This window comes from Pseudoclavibacter sp. JAI123, from assembly GCF_013409665.1.
GTDB lineage: Bacteria > Actinomycetota > Actinomycetes > Actinomycetales > Microbacteriaceae > Pseudoclavibacter.
The window spans coordinates 1710372-1726278 of sequence record NZ_JACCCM010000001.1 but is presented as its reverse complement, the minus strand read 5'-3'; the positions used below and the strand labels follow the sequence as shown (position 1 = coordinate 1726278).

14 protein-coding genes are annotated in these 15907 nt (G+C 68.9%); 7 read left to right on the top strand and 7 right to left on the bottom strand.

Going from position 1 to position 15907, the window contains the following annotated elements; translation table 11 throughout:
* The first annotated feature begins 36 nt into the window (after window positions 1-36).
* Window positions 37-1242: an aminotransferase class I/II-fold pyridoxal phosphate-dependent enzyme gene (locus HDC34_RS08095; RefSeq protein WP_179556499.1), complete on the top strand. Its 1206-nt coding sequence runs from the start codon at window positions 37-39 to the stop codon at window positions 1240-1242.
* A gap of 4 nt (window positions 1243-1246) precedes the next feature.
* On the opposite strand, the gene HDC34_RS08090 is transcribed toward HDC34_RS08095, so the two are convergent.
* Window positions 1247-2116, bottom strand: coding sequence for a carbon-nitrogen hydrolase family protein (locus tag HDC34_RS08090; RefSeq protein ID WP_179556498.1), 870 nt, complete (start codon window positions 2114-2116; stop codon window positions 1247-1249).
* 147 nt (window positions 2117-2263) lie between these two features.
* On the opposite strand from HDC34_RS08090, the gene HDC34_RS08085 reads away from it, so the two are divergent.
* Window positions 2264-2647, top strand: a complete 384-nt coding sequence (locus tag HDC34_RS08085; RefSeq protein WP_104312267.1) for a hypothetical protein — start codon at window positions 2264-2266, stop codon at window positions 2645-2647.
* A 193-nt stretch (window positions 2648-2840) separates the two neighbouring features.
* Here HDC34_RS08085 and HDC34_RS08080 read toward each other — a convergent pair whose 3' ends face one another.
* Both HDC34_RS08080 and hisC read right to left on the bottom strand, forming a co-directional pair.
* Complete coding sequence (locus HDC34_RS08080; protein ID WP_179556497.1) at window positions 2841-4130, bottom strand: ATP-binding protein; 1290 nt, start codon at window positions 4128-4130, stop codon at window positions 2841-2843.
* Window positions 4127-5194 (bottom strand): histidinol-phosphate transaminase, encoded by a 1068-nt coding sequence (gene hisC / locus HDC34_RS08075; protein ID WP_179556496.1) that lies wholly within the window; start codon window positions 5192-5194, stop codon window positions 4127-4129. The genes HDC34_RS08080 and hisC overlap by 4 nt, the downstream gene beginning before the upstream one ends.
* Window positions 5195-5263: 69 nt before the next feature.
* Between hisC and HDC34_RS08070 the strand changes: the two genes are divergently transcribed.
* A complete protein-coding gene (locus HDC34_RS08070; RefSeq protein WP_179556495.1) occupies window positions 5264-6004 on the top strand; it encodes an SOS response-associated peptidase in 741 nt (246 codons plus the stop codon).
* Window positions 6005-6065: 61 nt separating this feature from the next.
* On the opposite strand, the gene HDC34_RS08065 is transcribed toward HDC34_RS08070, so the two are convergent.
* Both HDC34_RS08065 and HDC34_RS08060 read right to left on the bottom strand, forming a co-directional pair.
* A complete protein-coding gene (locus HDC34_RS08065) occupies window positions 6066-6752 on the bottom strand; it encodes a FadR/GntR family transcriptional regulator (protein ID WP_179556494.1) in 687 nt (228 codons plus the stop codon).
* A gap of 96 nt (window positions 6753-6848) precedes the next feature.
* On the bottom strand, window positions 6849-7997 hold the full coding sequence (locus tag HDC34_RS08060; RefSeq protein ID WP_179556493.1) for a mandelate racemase/muconate lactonizing enzyme family protein: 1149 nt from the start codon (window positions 7995-7997) through the stop codon (window positions 6849-6851).
* A gap of 175 nt (window positions 7998-8172) precedes the next feature.
* Between HDC34_RS08060 and HDC34_RS08055 the strand changes: the two genes are divergently transcribed.
* Both HDC34_RS08055 and dnaE read left to right on the top strand, forming a co-directional pair.
* On the top strand, window positions 8173-8457 hold the full coding sequence (locus HDC34_RS08055) for a hypothetical protein (RefSeq protein ID WP_104312273.1): 285 nt from the start codon (window positions 8173-8175) through the stop codon (window positions 8455-8457).
* A gap of 7 nt (window positions 8458-8464) precedes the next feature.
* Window positions 8465-11851, top strand: coding sequence for a DNA polymerase III subunit alpha (dnaE, locus tag HDC34_RS08050; protein ID WP_179556492.1), 3387 nt, complete (start codon window positions 8465-8467; stop codon window positions 11849-11851).
* On the opposite strand, the gene HDC34_RS08045 is transcribed toward dnaE, so the two are convergent.
* Entirely contained in the window at window positions 11770-12399 is a 630-nt protein-coding gene (locus HDC34_RS08045; RefSeq protein ID WP_179556491.1) for a GNAT family N-acetyltransferase, read from the bottom strand. The two genes, dnaE and HDC34_RS08045, sit on opposite strands and share 82 nt — an antisense overlap.
* Window positions 12400-12510: 111 nt before the next feature.
* Between HDC34_RS08045 and HDC34_RS08040 the strand changes: the two genes are divergently transcribed.
* Both HDC34_RS08040 and HDC34_RS08035 read left to right on the top strand, forming a co-directional pair.
* On the top strand, window positions 12511-13290 hold the full coding sequence (locus HDC34_RS08040; protein WP_104253611.1) for a response regulator transcription factor: 780 nt from the start codon (window positions 12511-12513) through the stop codon (window positions 13288-13290).
* Window positions 13287-14816: a cell wall metabolism sensor histidine kinase WalK gene (locus HDC34_RS08035; RefSeq protein WP_104312276.1), complete on the top strand. Its 1530-nt coding sequence runs from the start codon at window positions 13287-13289 to the stop codon at window positions 14814-14816. The genes HDC34_RS08040 and HDC34_RS08035 overlap by 4 nt, the downstream gene beginning before the upstream one ends.
* Here HDC34_RS08035 and HDC34_RS08030 read toward each other — a convergent pair.
* The gene (locus tag HDC34_RS08030; RefSeq protein WP_179556490.1) at window positions 14813-15703 is read right to left on the bottom strand and encodes a DUF817 domain-containing protein; all 891 of its coding nucleotides are present in this window, start codon (window positions 15701-15703) and stop codon (window positions 14813-14815) included. The two genes, HDC34_RS08035 and HDC34_RS08030, sit on opposite strands and share 4 nt — an antisense overlap.
* Window positions 15704-15907 lie beyond the last annotated feature (204 nt).

The following is a 15907-nucleotide window of genomic DNA, read 5'->3' as shown; positions in this document are numbered from 1 at the left end:
ATTCGATCGTGACTCAGGCGATGACAGACTGGATGCATGCGCAGAGACGGACCGTGGCTTCGAGCAGCCCAAGGTGCTGGCCTCCTCTCCCCGAGCGGCGAGCTGCAGGGCACCGTGTTCGGCGAGATGAGCGAGCTGGCGCGGACCACCGGGTCCGTGAATCTCGGCCAGGGGTTCCCCGATTACTCCGGCCCGCAGGAGCTGCTGGACGAGGCGATCGACGCGATCTCCCGGGGCGAGAACCAGTATCCGCCGCCCAGGGGCACCGCCGACCTGCGCGCTGCCATCGCCGAGCATCAGCTCCGCTTCCGGGGGGTCTCGCTCGACCCTGACCGCGAGGTGCTGGTCACCGTGGGCGCCACGGAAGCGCTGGCGGCCACAGTGCTCGGCCTCGTCGAGCCTGGCGAGGACATCGTCGTCCTCGAACCCCACTACGACGCGTACGGTGCCCTCGCGCACCTCGCCGACGCCCGCCTGGTGACCGTGCCCGTTCGGTGGCCCGAGTTCCAGCCAGACCACGACGAGCTCAGGCGAGCCGTCACCGACCGAACCAGACTGATCGTCGTCAACACCCCGCACAACCCCACGGGCGCGGTTCTCCGCCGCGAGACGCTGCAGCTCATCGTCGAGCTCGCGGCTCGCCACGACGCGATCATCGTCACCGACGAGGTGTACGAGCACCTCGTCTTCGATGGCGAGCACGTCGCCATCGCGAGCTTGCCCGGTGCCGCCTCGCGAACGCTCAGCATCGGTTCGGCGGGCAAGACCTTCAGCGTGACCGGATGGAAAGTCGGCTGGGTCACGGGGCCCGCTGTCCTGATCGACGCGGTCCTCGCCGTCAAGCAGTACCTGAGCTACGTCGGCAGTGGCCCCTTCCAACCCGCCGTCGCCGCAGGCCTGCGCCTGCCGGCGGCGCGCTTCGACCAGGAACGCGACCGCCTTCGCCACAAGCGCGATCTGCTGGTCTCCGCGCTTCGCAGTCGTGGTCTCGAGACGGCGACCCCGGCCGCCGGATACTTCGCGATCGCCGACGCCGCCAGCATCGGCTACACCGACGCCACCGAGCTCTGCCGCCGCCTGCCCCGGGAGATCGGAGTGGTCGGCATCCCGGTCGCTGCCCTCTGCACCCCGGAACGGCAGGGAGACTACCGCTCGCTGGTGCGCTTCGCGTTCTGCAAGAGCGACCAGATCCTCGAAGAGGGCATGCGCCGCCTCGACCGGCTCGGCGAACTCAGCCGGTAGAAGCTCAGTCGATCGGCAGCACTCGGTATCGCCGCAGCTCGAGCGCCGGGTTCTGCTCCCGCACCGCATCGATCACGTCGAGCGAGACCCAACCGATGGAGACGCCCGGGTCGACACCCGCACCGGCGAGGGTCGCTCCGCGCGGATCGACGACGGCACTGTGCCCCACGCCGATCGGCGCAGGGTGGTCGGCCGCCGCGAAGTACACGGTGTTCTCGATCGCCCGCGCCGCGAGCAGCGTCTTCCAGTGGTGCTCCTTCAGCGGGCCACGCACCCATTCGGCGGGGATGACGATGAGCTGCACGCCCGCATCCACGAGCGTCCTCGACACCTCGGGGAACCGCAGGTCGTAACAGGTCTGCAGGCCCACCCGCACGCCGCCGACGACAAACGTCTGCGGCACCGAGATCTCACCAGGGACAACCCAGTCGCTCTCCTTCGCGCCGAACGCGTCGTACAGGTGCACCTTGCGGTACTGGGCGACGACCTCGCCGCTCGAATCGACCGCGACGAGCGTGTTGGCGAACCGGCCCGGATCCTCGGACTCGGCCACGAGGCCGGCCACGATGGCAACGCCATGCTCCACGGCGAGCGATCGCATGAGCGAGACGAACGGCCCGTCCAGGCTCTGCGCCTGGCGCACGAGCTCTTCCCCGAGGTCCGGGAGGAAGAAGCTCGCGTACTCGGGCACGACGACGAGCTGCGCGCCCCGACCGGCCGCCGTGGCGACGTGCTCACGCAGCAGCCGCTCGTTCTCGACAAGGTCCGCACCTGGCGCGTACTGCGCGACCGCGACACCGAGGATCGGACGCTTCTGCCCACCGTCAGGGGATCCGAGGGGTGCTTGGAGGGGGGTGCGAGCGTCGGAAGGCATGACGCGAGCCTACGGTGAGGTGCGCTCGGTCGGGAAGTCTTCACCAACGCGTCACCCGCGACGCACCGACCCCAGCTTGTCTGCGCGCACCGTCACGAGTACCTTCATTCTGCGAGCGGTGTGCTCGCAGTCACGAGGAGTCGCCCCATGCCTACCTACGCCGTGCTCTTGAAATACGAAGTCGTCTCGGCGCTCGTCATCGAAGCCGAATCCGAAGACGAAGCCGCGAAGATCGCCAACGAGTACGAATCCGAGGCTCACGACGCCGTCGAGGACACCGACGACGTCCGCGTCTCCTCGCGCCTGTGGGGCGACGGCACCCTCGAGGTGCAGACCGCCGCAGACGACGAAGCCGCTGAAGACCTGCTCGACGAGTGGATCGACGAGATCGAGAGCGAACTCGAAGACGCCGACGACGAAGACGACGACCTCGACGACGTCGAGGCCGAGCTCGACCCGGAGGGTGACGACGAGGTCGACGACTTCGACATCACCTCGGACGACGAGGACTCCGCAGCGAAGAAGGCCTAGCCTCAGCTGCACGATCGAGGGGCCGGATGCATCGCATCCGGCCCCTCGTCTGTCCCCGCCAGAGGCCGCTGGCTTCCCGGCCGACGCACCTCTGACCAGCATCAGTGCGATATTCGGCCGATTGACCCGGAAGCGCGGCGTTCGCCGCAATATCGCACTGAAGTTGGACAGCGAGCCTCGCACCGATCCTGCGCTACACGCGAGCGATCGCCTGGATGTCCTCCTCGAACTCGCGCTCGACGTCGGAGGAGACCGTGGTGCGCGTGGACGCGACGGAGACGAGGAAGTCGTCCGTGGTCGGCCCGAGGGGCACGACGTCCCCCGAGTTCCGGGCCGCGACGGCGCGCTCGAGGGCGACCTGCGAGGCGCGGCGAGCGGCGAACTCGATGTCAGCCGGCGAGTACCCGCTGGTCTGCTCGACCAGCGCCGGCACGTCGACCGAGTCGCTGACCGATTCGGGCACGTATCGCTCCCAGATCGCCCGGCGGGCTGCGGCGTCCGGTAATCCGATGGGGATGACGTAGTCGAAGCGCCCGTGGCGCAGGAAGGCCTGGTCGAGGGCTCGGATGAAGTTCGTCGCGCAGATGAGAAGACGCCCCGGCTTCTCACGGAACGCCGGGATGATCTTGAGGAGCTCGTTCGTGACGCCCTGCGTGGGCGACGGCGGCTCTCCCCCTCGGTGCGAGGCGATCTCCTCGACCTCGTCGATGAACACGACGGCGTGCTCGAGCGACTCGACCTGCTCGAACGTCTCGCGCAGCTCGCCGGCGAGGCCCCTGGGCGACGCCGAGAGTCGGGACGGGAAGACCTCGACGAACGGCCACCCGAGGCGGGAGGCGATGCCCTTGGCGAACGTCGTCTTGCCCGTGCCGGGAGGGCCGAAGAGCACGATCGCGCGTGGTGGCACGACGCCGTACTCCTCCGCGAGGTCTGGGTCGCTGAGCGGCAGCACGAGGCGCCGCTCCAGCACGTCCTTCTCGTGCTGCATGCCGCCGATCGCGTCCCAGCGGTCGGGTGGCAGGATGCGACCGCCGAGCTCGCGCAGCGCGACCATCTCCTGCTGCTTGACCCGGATCTCCCGCTCGAAGTAGCGCAGGTGCCGCTTGTCGGCGAAACCGGCCTTCGTGAGCGCGCCGACCTGGGTCTGCTCGTCCGGCACGAGGATCGTGAGCTTCTGGAGGCCGTGCTGGGCCATCCGCTGCTCGAGGGAGGCGAGCAGCGCGCCGCCGATGCCGCGCCTGCGCCACTCGTCGTCAGTCGCGAAGAACACGATCCAGCCCTGGTCGTGGGCTGCCCGCGCCACGGCCACGCCGACGATCTTCTCCCCCGCGACCGCGACGACGGCGGTGTCCTTCCGGGTCGACGCGATGACCTCGCTCAGCCCGTACACCGGTTCGCTGCCCGAGCTGCGGTGCTGCTCCCAGAGCCGCAGCAGCGCATCCATGTCGGTCGGCTGGAAGTCGCGGATGCGCCAGGTGCTCATCCCCGTGCCCCCGCATGCACTCCCGCGAGCGCGGCGAGCGCGCGACTGTTGGCCTCTGGTGAGCCGATGGTGATGCGGATGCCTTCGCCGGGGAATGCCCTGGCGAGGACGCCGGCCTCGGTGAGGGCGGCGTCGATGCGTGCGGTGTCGTCGCCGAGCCTGAGCCAGACGAAGTTCGCCTGAGAGTCTCCGATGTTCCACCCCTGGGCTCGGAGCTCGGAGGTGACGCGGGCGCGTTCGGCGACGATATCGTCGATGCGGTTGGCGAGCTCGGCTTCGGCGTCGAGCGACGCGGCGGCGGCGGTCTGGGCGAGGGCGGAGACGGCGAAGGGGACGGCGACCTTGCGGAGGTTGGCTGCGACGTCGGCTTGGGCGACGGCGTAGCCGATGCGGAGTCCAGCGAGGCCGTAGGCCTTGGAGAAGGTGTGGAGCACGGCGACGTTTGGGTACTCGCGGTAGAGGTCGATGCCGATGGCGGTCTCGGCGTCCCTGTTGAAGTGCTCGTAGGCCTCGTCGATCACGACGAGCACGTCGCTCGGGACGCGGTCGAGGAAGGCCCGCACCTCGGCGTGGGTGAGGCTCGCCCCCGTCGGGTTGTTGGGGTTGCAGACGAAGATGATGGCGGTGCGCTCGGTGATGGCCGCTGCCATGGCGTCGAGGTCGTGGCGTTCGTCGTGCGTGAGCGGCACCTGCACGGGCGTCGCGCCTGCCCCGATCGCGATGATCGGGTAGGCCTCGAAGCTGCGCCAGGCGAACATCACCTCGTCGCCCTCTCCTGCGCTGGCCTGCACGAGCTGCGTCGCCACTTCGACGGACCCGGCTCCGAAGACGATGTTCTCCGGCTCGACGCCCTGCAGCTCAGCGATGCGTGCGGTCAGCTCGGGGGCGGCCATCGAGGGGTAGAGGTGGATGCGCTCGAGCTCGGCGGCCACCGCGTCGCGAACCGAGGCGAGGGGCGGGAAGGGGTTCTCGTTGGAGGAGAGCTTCACGACGTCGCTGGTGCTGGGCATGGCGCCCTGCTTGTACGCGGGGATGCGCTCGAGGGCGCTGCGCTGCTTGACCATGATCTGAGCGTACAGAGAATCCGAAGCTTGGAGAGCGCGTCGTGGGTCCCCGCGTCGTAGCGTTGAGTCATGTGCGGTCGTTACGTCACCCCAGCAGTCGAGCACGTCGAGGCGCTCTTCGACATCGAGGCGCTCGGCGCTGACCTGCCGGAGCCGTCGTACAACACTCCTCCGACGGATCCGGTGCCGGTTGTCGTCGAGCCGGAGCCGAAGGGCGGCGGGAATGCGGTGCGGCGCGTCGAGCGCGCCAGGTGGGGGCTGCTGCCTCCGTTCGCGAAGGATCCGAGCTTCTCGTCGAAGGCGTTCAACGCGCGTATCGAGACGGTGCTGGAGAAGCCGACGTTCCGCGGCCCGGTGAAGCAGCGGCGGGCGATCGTGCCAGCGGTCGGCTACTACGAGTGGCGCAAGACGGCGGATGGCACGAAGGCGGGTTCGAAGACGCCGTTCTTCATCCACCCGGGGCGGAGCGATGACCTGATCGCGTTTGCTGGCCTGTACTCGTGGTGGGCTGACCCGACGAAGCCCGGCGACGACCCGTCCCGCTGGGTGCTCTCCACGACGATCCTGACGCGAGGGTCCACGGGCGAGCTGGCGAGCATCCACGACCGCATGCCTCTCATGCTGCCGCGGGCGCTGTGGGATCAGTGGCTGGACCAGTCGGTGGTCGGCACGCAGGGGTTGCTCGACGAGGCGAGCCTGGCGGGCGTGGAGCTGGCCTCGACACTCGTGATGCGCGAGGTCGGCCCTGAGGTGGGTCGGGTCGCGAGCTCAGGGCCGCAGCTCATGGCCCCGGTGTCGTCCCAGGGCTAGTCGGACCCGCGGCTCCACAGGCCTGCGGGCCGGTGCGCTTGCGACGGAAGCGCCGTGTGGGTCACGCCCTCGACTCGCGCGCCGCTCGTCGGGCCGTCGATGCCGAGAGGTGCGTGCGCACCGCGGCCGCGGCGGCGACGGGGTCCTTGAGGCGGATCGCGTCGGCGATGGCTCGATGCTCGGCCAGCACGGCGGCCGAGTCCGCGGCGTTGCGCTCTCTGTCGGAGATGCGCGCCGGCGGCAGGATGATGGCGCGTGCGCCCATGCGGTCGAGGGCCGTGAGAAAGTAGCGGTTGCCGGATGCAGCGGCGATCGCGCGGTGGAAGGCGAAGTCCGCATCCACCGTCTCGCTGGGCAGGGTGGCCTTCGCGAGGGAGTCGAGGGCTGCGTCGATCTCGGCGGTCTCCTGGGGCGACGGGGAGCGCGCCGCGAGCGCGGCGGCCTCGACCTCGACGGCGATCCGGAACGCGTGCAGCTCCGCGCGCTCAGCCTCGGTGTGCGCCCCGAGCCAGTCGTCACCCGCCGTGGGCGCGGGAGGGGTGAGCGCGTAGCTTCCGGAGCCGACGCGCGTGCGAACGAGGCCGCGCGACTGCAGGCGGTGCAGCGCCTCACGCACGACCGTCCTGCTCGCCCCGAACTCCTCGACGAGGCCGCCCTCGCTCGGCAGGCGGTCACCGGGGGCGATGACTCCTTCGACGATGCGGTCGGCGAGGACCCTGGCGATCTCCTCGGCGCGCGTCATGCTCATGGAGACATCGTGCCATCCCTGAAGCGAGCCAAGAGCTGGCCCGCCGTGCCGGGCTCAGCCACTCGCTGGCTTCATGCTGGACGCCCCACCCCGCGCTCAGACCGAGAGCGTCACGCTGTCGGTCGTCCAGGCCCGCGCCTGCTCGCTGAACGTGAACCCGAGGCCCGGACGGTCGGGCACGATCATCCGTCCGTCTCGCGTCTCGAGTCGCTCCTCGAAGAGCGGGTCGAGCCAGTCGAAGTGCTCGACCCACGGCTCGCGCGGGTAGCAGGCGGCCAGGTGCAGGTGGATCTCCATCGCGAAGTGCGGGGCGAGGTCGAGGCCCGCCTCGTCGGCGAGGGTCATGAGACGGAGGAAGTTCGTGATTCCGCCGATGCGCGGCGCGTCCGGCTGGATGATGTCGCACGCGCGGGCGGTGATGAGCTGACGGTGCTCGGCCACCGAGGCGAGCATCTCGCCCGTCGCGATCGGGGTGTCGAGCGCACGCGCGAGATCCGCATGCCCCTCCGCGTCGTAGGCGTCGAGCGGCTCCTCGATCCACGTGAGGTCGAGGTCCTCGAGGCGGCGGCCCATGCGCAGAGCCGTCGCCCGGTCCCACTGCTGGTTCGCATCCACCATGAGCGGAACGCTCGCCCCGATGTGCTCGCGCACCGCGCGGACGCGGCGCAGGTCCTCGGCCGTATCCGGGAGGCCGACCTTGATCTTGATGCCGCCGATGCCTTCTGCGAGTGACTGCGTCGCGCGCTCGCGCACCTCGTCGAGCGACGCGTGGAGGAACCCGCCTGACGTGTTGTAGGTGCGCACCGAGTCGCGGTGCGCACCGAGCAGCTTCGAGAGCGGCAGGCCGGCGCGCTTGGCCTTCAGGTCGTAGAGCGCGATGTCCAACGCCGCGAGCGCCTGGGTGGCGACGCCCGAGCGCCCGACGGAGGCGCCGGCCCAGAGCAGCTTGGTGTACAGCTTCTGGATGTCGTTCGGGTCTTCGCCGAGGGCGACTTCGGCGACCTCCCGCGCATGGGCGTACTGGGCGGCACCGCCTGCACGCTTCGAGTAGCTGAACCCGTGGCCGGAGAGGCCCTGCTCGGTGCGGATCTCGGCGATGAGGAAGACGACCTCGGTCATGGGCTTCTGCCTGCCCGTGAAGACCTTCGCGTCGGAGATGGGGGTGGCGAGCGGGAGGCGGAGCGTCGAGAGCCGTATTGAGCGGATCGAGTCTGCCGAGCGGAGTGCGTCTGGGGTGTGAGTCATATGCCTTCGTCCTTGAGGGTGACGTTCTGCAGAAAGCTATCAGACAGCTTTAGAACCTGTCTAGCTGCAGCACACCCTCACCCTCTGACTGAGACTTGCGGTTGCCACTGTCGGTGGTGCGATTTACGCTTGATCCATATTCGAATACAGATTCGAATCAGCGAAGGAGGGAACCATGCCAACCGTCATCGACGACACCATCGACGTCGCCGTCAGCCCAGACGGGCAGCCGGTCTCCTTCGTGTGGCAGCGCTTCCTCTACACCGTCACGGGCCAACCCCAGGCCTACTTCCGCAGGCTCCCGCCGTGGTGGCACGGAGGCTCATCCCCCGAGCGCATCGACCAGGAGCTGTGGCGCGTCACCGCGGTCCGCGACAGCGCACACGGGCAGCACGACGGACACCTCTACGACCTCTGCCGCGCCTCCGGCGGCTGGCTCCTGGCGCTGAGCTGGGAGTGAGGACACGATGAGCTTCCCCCACCTGCACGTCTCGTCCGGCTTCAGCGCGCACTATGCGGTCTCCCCTCCCGAGGTGCTCGCGCAGGCCGCCGTCGAGCGGGGCCTCGACACGATCGCCCTCACCGACCGCGACGGCATCTCCGGCGCGGTCAAGCACCTCCTCGCCTGCAGAGACGCGAAGCTGCGGGCCGTGCTCGGCAGCGAGCTCGCCGTGCACGACGAACGGGGCGAGCCCCTCGGGCGGGTTGTCGTGCTCGCGACCGGTGGAGACGGCGGCTCCGGCTATGCGGCACTGTGCCGGGCCGTGTCCGCAGCGCACGAGACCACCGCGAGCGCCCCAACGGGGGTGCATGAGCCGAGCATCCCACTCGCCCGCCTGGCCCAGCTCGCCGAGGACGAAGAGGGGGCCACCCGCCTGACGGTGATGCTCGGCCCGAGCAGCGACGTCGGCACGGCGGCTTCCGTGGCGCAGCTGGGGCTGGCGCGGGAGCGACTGCGAGCGTGGGTGCACGCACTCCCCCACTCCTCGCTGGTCGTGGAGGTCGTGTGCCACCTCGCAGAGCCAGGCACTCCCGGTTCGGTCACGGCTGCGACGCGGATGCTCGGTCTCGCCACGGAGTCCAGGCTGCGGGCGGTGCTCACGAACGCGGTCCGCTACGCCTCCCCCGAGGAAGCGGCGACGGTCGACATCGCAGACGCCGTCCGTGCTCGGCGGGCGCTCGACGAGATCGAGCTCGCCCCCACCGCGCAGGCGTGGCTCAAGCCTGCGAGCCTCATGCGGCAGGTCGCGCGCATGGTCGCGGATGCGGGCGGGCACGACACCTCCGCCGCCGACGACCTCATCGCGCAGACGAGAGCGCTCGCCGAAGCCTGCATCATCGACCTCGAACGGGATGCGGGGATCGGCACCCCGCGCATGCCGGAAGTCACGCGCTTCGGCATCGACGGCGACCCGTTCGAGGTGCTGCGGGCGAAGGCCGAAGCCGCGATCCCCGCCCGCTACCCCGGTGCATCCAGTGCCCACGAGCGCGAGCTGCACGACCGCCTCGCCCATGAGCTGAAGACCGTGCGGAAGCTGGGCTTCGCCCCCTACTTCCTCACCGTCTCGCACGTCGTCGAACTCATCAAGGAGATGGGAGTCCGCGTACAGGCCAGGGGGTCAGGGGTCGGCTCGCTCCTCAACTACCTCCTGTACACGAGCCACGTCGAACCCGTCTCCCTCGGACTCATCTGGGAGCGCTTCCTCTCCGACGAGCGACGCACGCTGCCGGACATCGACCTCGACGTGGAGAGCGCCGAACGCCACCGCGTGTACCACCGCATCTTCGACGAGTTCGGTGGCGAGCGGGTCACACTCATGTCGATGGTGAACACCTACGGATCGAGAGGCGCCGTACGCGACGCCGGACTCGCGCTCGGGCTCGCCGACGGGGAAGTCGACCGCATCGCCAAGGAGCTGTGGCGCTTCTCCGCGAAGCGCTTCCGACAGGCCCTCGCCGAGAAGCCGGAGCTTCGGGAGTTCGCCGAAGAGGTGCGCCGCTCGCGCCAGCTCGACGTGCTCGTCGAGGCGACAGAGCGACTCGACTCCCTGCCGAGGCACATCTCCGTGCACCCCTGCGGCGTCATCCTCTCCGACATCTCCCTGCTCGACCGCACACCAGTGCAGATGTCCGGCATCGGCCTGCCCATGAGCCAGTTCGACAAGCACGACATGGACCCGATGGGCCTCATCAAGCTCGACATCCTCGGCGTGCGCATGCAGAGCGCCATGGCCCACGCCGTGAAGGAGCTGAAGCGCACCCGAGGCGAGGAGCTCGACCTCGACGCGCTGCCCCTCGACGACGAAGCGACCTACGAGACCATCCGCTCGACGAAGACCCTCGGCATCTTCCAGGTCGAGAGCCCAGGCCAGATGGAACTCGTCGGGAAGCTGCAGCCCGAGGTGTTCAACGACCTCGTCATCGACATCTCCCTGTTCCGCCCCGGCCCCATGCAGAACAACATGCCCCTCAACTTCCTCAGGGCACGCCACGGGGAGGTCATGCCCGACTACATCCACCCGAGACTCAAGCCCATCCTGCTCGAGACGAAGGGCGTCGTCATCTTCCACGAGCAGGTGATGCGCATCTTCGATGAACTCACCGGGTGCGGCCTCGAACTGGCCGACGTGTACCGACGCTGGCTCGCGAAGCCCGACCTCGTCCCGCGCATCGAGCAGCTGGTGCGCGGCAAAGCCGCCGAGCGCGGGTTCCCGCCCGAGATCATCGAACGGTCGTGGAAGGTGCTCGCCGGCTTCGGCAGCTTCGGCTTCGCGAAGGCCCACGGCGCCGCGTTCGCCCTGCCCACCTTCCAGAGCGCGTGGCTCAAGACCCACCGCGCCGCGCATTTCTGGGCGGGCCTCCTCACCCACGACCCCGGCATGTGGGGCAAGGACCTGATCATCGCCGAGGCAAGGCACCTCGGCATCCCGCTGCTGCCGATCGACGTGCAGCGATCCGGCCTCGAGTACACGGTCGAGCCGCTCCCTGACGGGCGTGACGGGGTGCGCATGTCGCTCGCGGATGTGCGCGGCATGTCATCGGCGGAACGCGACAGGGTCGCCGAGCACCAGCCGTTCGACTCGCTCGCCGACTTCCGGGCACGAGTGCGGCCCCGTCGCAGCACGTTGGACTCCCTGGCCAGGGTCGGAGCGCTCGACGCCTTCATCGACTACGAGCCTCGCAGGCGGCACGAGCTGCTCGCGTTCATCCGCTCGCTCACCAGCAGCCCGACACGCGTGCCGGAGCATCAGCAGGCGTTCGCGTTCGCGCTGCCCGTCCCCCAGCTACGGGGAGTGAGCGCCATGGACCTGCACGGCAAGACGCAGACCGATCTCGAATTGCAGGAGCTCGGCCTCGGCGTGAGCCGTCACCAGATGGAGCGCTTCTTCCCGCTGTTCCGACAGCTCGGCGTCGTGCCAGCGAGCACGCTCATCGACCTGCCCGGCGGCACTGAGGTGCTCATCGCCGGGGTTCGCCGTGCGACGAACACGCCACCGATGCGCGGGGGCCGCCGCACGGTGTTCGTCTCCCTCGACGACAGCACCGGCCTCTCGCAGACCGTGTTCTTCCACGACGCACAGGAGCGGGCTGGCAATCGCGTGTTCCGCACGCACTACATGCTCGTTCGAGGCACGACACGCAGATCAGGGGCCAGGGGAATCTCCGTCACCGGCGACATGGCGTGGGACCTCCTGGAGGTCGCGCAGCTCATGGCGGCGTCGCACCCCGCGAGCACAGGCGGTGCACAGCGGATGCGCGGCAGCGACCCCGCTCAGACCAGATCGAGCGCCGTGGTCCTCGAATCGTCGGAGCGGGACACCTCCGTGAGGCCGAGACGCCTCGCGAGCGCGTAGGACGCCTCGTTCTCGAGGTCCATGACCGCGATCACCCGCTTCACCCCGACATAGTCGCGCAGGTACTCGACGAGCGCATCCGCAGCCTCGGTGGCGAAGCCCTGCCCGGCGAATCCCGGATGCATGATCCACCCGAGCTCAGCCGACCGATGCTCAGGCTCGACCTCCCGCAGGTGCACGGACACGTCGCCGACGAGCTGACCGTCATGCTCGACCGCGAGGGCCATGAAGTCCCCCGACTGCCACAGCCGCGTCTGCGTGGTGCGACGGCTCAGATGCTCCGTCGCCTCCGCGAGATCGCGCCGCTTCCAATGCAGGTAACGCACCACGTCGGCGTTCGACACGATCTCGTGCCACGCCCCCGCGTCGCGGACGGTGTGGGGACGGAGCACAAGGCGCTCCGTGAACAACTGGGGCGCGTCGAACGGACGCTCAGTGCGGGGGCCGCGCAGGAACCGTGGACGGTGGAACAGCCCACCCTGCAGGTCCTTCTTGACCCCCGGCGCACGGCTCCCGAGGTCGGGCTGCTGAATTCGCTGGAGTGTCATGCGTCGCAGGTTACGAACTCCCTCCATGCCCTCGGTAAGAGAAGATTTGAGCTTCCTATGAGGACGGGCACACATACCACCCGCGGGGCCCGCTCGTGACACGATGATTCAATGCCCGATTCTGCTTCCGCTGACCCGATCATCGAGCCCGGGCGCCGTCGGGCGGTCCTCGCCCAGCTCCCCCGTCTCCACCGCCCGGACGGCACCCCCATCCGCGTGCTGCTTGTCGACGACGAAGAGACGCTCACGAACCTCGTCAGCCTGGCCCTCTCCTACGAGGGTTGGCAGGTCGACGTGGCCAGCAACGGTCGCGACGCGCTCGCGAAGTTCACGGCGGAACGGCCCGACGTCGTCGTCCTCGACATCATGCTTCCCGACATCGACGGCCTCAGCATTCTCAGGAACCTCCGAGGTCAAGGACACGCCACGCCCGTGCTCTTCCTCACCGCGAAGGACTCGATCGACGACCGCATCATCGGGCTCACCGCGGGCGGCGACGACTACATGACCAAGCCCTTCAGCCTGGAGGAGCTCGTCGCCAGGCTCCGCGGACTCATCCAACGAGCGGGCGAAGCCGTCGCGGATGACGCTTCGCAGCTCCGGGTCGGCGACCTCTTCCTCGACGAGAGCAGCTACGAGGTGCGCCGCGGCAGCGACCCGATCGCCCTCACGACAACCGAGTTCGAGCTGCTGCGCTACTTCATGCGCAACCCCAAGCGCGTGCTGAGTCGCGCTCAGATCCTCGACCGCGTCTGGAACTACGACTTCGCCGGCAAGGCCAGCATCGTCGACCTCTACGTCTCCTACCTGCGCAAGAAGATCGACGCCGGGCGCACGCCGATGATCCACACCGTCCGCGGCGTCGGCTACGTGATCAGGCCAGCCGAATGAGACCGTGGACGCTCCGGGCGCGCATCATCGTCGGCGTCACCCTCGTGGTCGCGTTCGTCATGAGCGTCATCGGCATCATGAACGTCGTCACCCTCAACTCGGCGATCACGAGCGTCGTGAACACACAGCTCGCCGCCTCCATGTCGGTGCTCGAGAACTCCGTCGACAAGTACCGGGACGACATCCCCGGCACCCACCCGCACCCGCCGAAGAACGGCGAGACAAGCGCCCCGAAGGTCAAGCCGCTCATCAACTTCGTCGGACACGCGCCAGGCACCATCATCGCCCTCGCGCACAATGGCGAGATCATCGACTCGGCGTCCTTCAGCGAGACCTCCGCGGTCGAGTGCGACCAGACCATCAAGAACGAGCTCGCCGCCCTCGCGCAGTCCGACGACTTCGCAGTCCAGCACTCCCTGCTCGAGACCATCAAGCTCGACGACGTCGCCGGCGACTTCCGCGTCATGATCCACGAATGGGAGGGCGACCCCAGCTACGCCCTCATCTCCGCGGTGTCGCTCGACACCGCCCGAGAGGCGACCCTCAACCAGACCGTGCTCACGCTCGTGCTCTCCTCGCTGGGCATCGGGCTCATCGTGCTCCTCGTCGCCCTGGTCATGCGCGTCGCGATGCGTCCCCTCTCCCGGGTCGTCAACGCCGCCGAGAACGTGGCGCAGATGCCCCTCGCATCGGGCGAGGTGGGACTCCGCCAGGCCGTGAAGCTCAACGACATCGACCCCCGAACCGAGGTCGGCAAGGTCAGCGAGGCGCTCGACAAGCTCCTCGCGCACGTCGACGAGGCCTTCGCGGTTCGCTCCGCAGCCGACCAGCGGATGCGCCGCTTCGTCACCGACGCCAGCCACGAGCTGCGCACCCCCCTGGCAGCGATCCAGGGCTACGCGGAACTCACCAGGCAGGACTCCGCATCCCTGCCGGACACCACCGAGCGCTCCCTGGCCCGCATCGAGTCTGAGGCGACCCGCATGAGCTCGCTGGTCAACGACCTCCTGCTGCTCGCCCGCCTCGACGAAGGCCAGGACCTCCAGCTCGACACCGTGGACCTGTCCGAGCTCGTCATCAATGCCGTCAGCGACGCGCAGGCCAGTGACGCCGACCGCCACTGGAGCGCCACCGTCCCCCCGAGCGAGGTCTCCGTGCTCGGCGACTGGGAGCGCCTGCACCAGATCGTCGTGAACCTCCTCTCGAACGCCAGCCAGCACACCCCGCAAGGCACCCACGTCAACGTGTCCGTCCGCTACGAACTCGCCACCGCGTCTGCGACCGGGCGCGAAGCCGTCCTGGTGGTTCGCGACGACGGCCCCGGCATCCCCGCCGCCCTGCGTCAGGACCTCTTCTCGCGGTTCGCACGCGGCGACTCGGCCAGGACACGGGCCTCAGGCAGCACCGGGCTCGGGCTCGCGATCGTGAAGTCCATCGTCGAGGCCCACGGCGGACAGATCGCCGTCGAGTCAGATGACGGCGCGGCCTTCATCGTGCGCATCCCCGCCGCCAAGGCCTGGGACTAGCGAGCCGCGCTCGCCTCCCGCCCCGATGCCGCCGCGCCGGCGAGCGGAGGTTTCGGCGGGTACGCGAGCGTCACCATGACCACCGAGATGATCATGAGCAGGAACCACGAGAGCAGCTTCGTGATCGACACGAGCTCCCAGCCGTGCTCCTGGTTCGGGTACACCCACGCCCCCGCGAGCGTGCCGATGTTCTCCGCGAACCAGATGAAGAGCGCGACGAGCAGGAACGCGACGAGCAGCGGCATGCGGAGCGTCCTGCGGAACACGCGGAAGTGCATCCACGTGCGACCCCACAGCACCGCCACGAAGAGCAGCAGCACGTAGCGGAAGTCGTAGGCGTAGTGGTGCGTGAAGAAGTTCACGTAGATCAAGACGGCAGCGATGACGGTCAGCCAGATGCGCGGGTACCTCGAGAAGCGCAGGTCGAAGAGGCGATGGACGCGGCACATGTACGAGCCCACGGCGGCGTACATGAACCCCGTGTAGAGCGGCACGGGGCCGATGTGCAGCACTCCCCCTGACGCGTAGCTCCACGAGCCGATGCTCGTCTTGAAGAGCTCCATACCGGTGCCGACGATGTGGAAGGCGAGGATCACGAGCAGCTCGCGCCCCGTCTCGAGCCGTGCGGCGATCATGACGACCTGGATGACGACCGCGCCGATGACGAGCGCATCGTTCCGAGCGAGCAGGGCGTCGTCCGGATACCAGAGCCTCGCCGCGAGGATCATGACGAGCATGAGCGCGCCGAAGATGCACGCCCACGCCTGCTTCAGGCCGAACACGAGGAACTCCACCAGGCCTGCCCTGAGGCCGTGCGACGGCGCGTTCTCGAGGAGCCGCCCGGCGGCGTCGTCGATGCGCCGTTCGAGGCTCGTGAATCTGGCCACCTGGCACCGCCGCTTTCCTACCGCGCCAACGATCGGCGCACGTCGAATGGCCGAGACTAGCGGCTCCAGACCGCGAACCCGCTGAGGCGGGCCACGACACCCTTCTCCCGCGTGGATGCAGCGCAGACGGACGAGCGGGGCGGCGGGGGCAGGCGGGAACGCGAAAGGCCCGCTTCCTCGAGAGGAAACGGGCCTTGTGCCGCA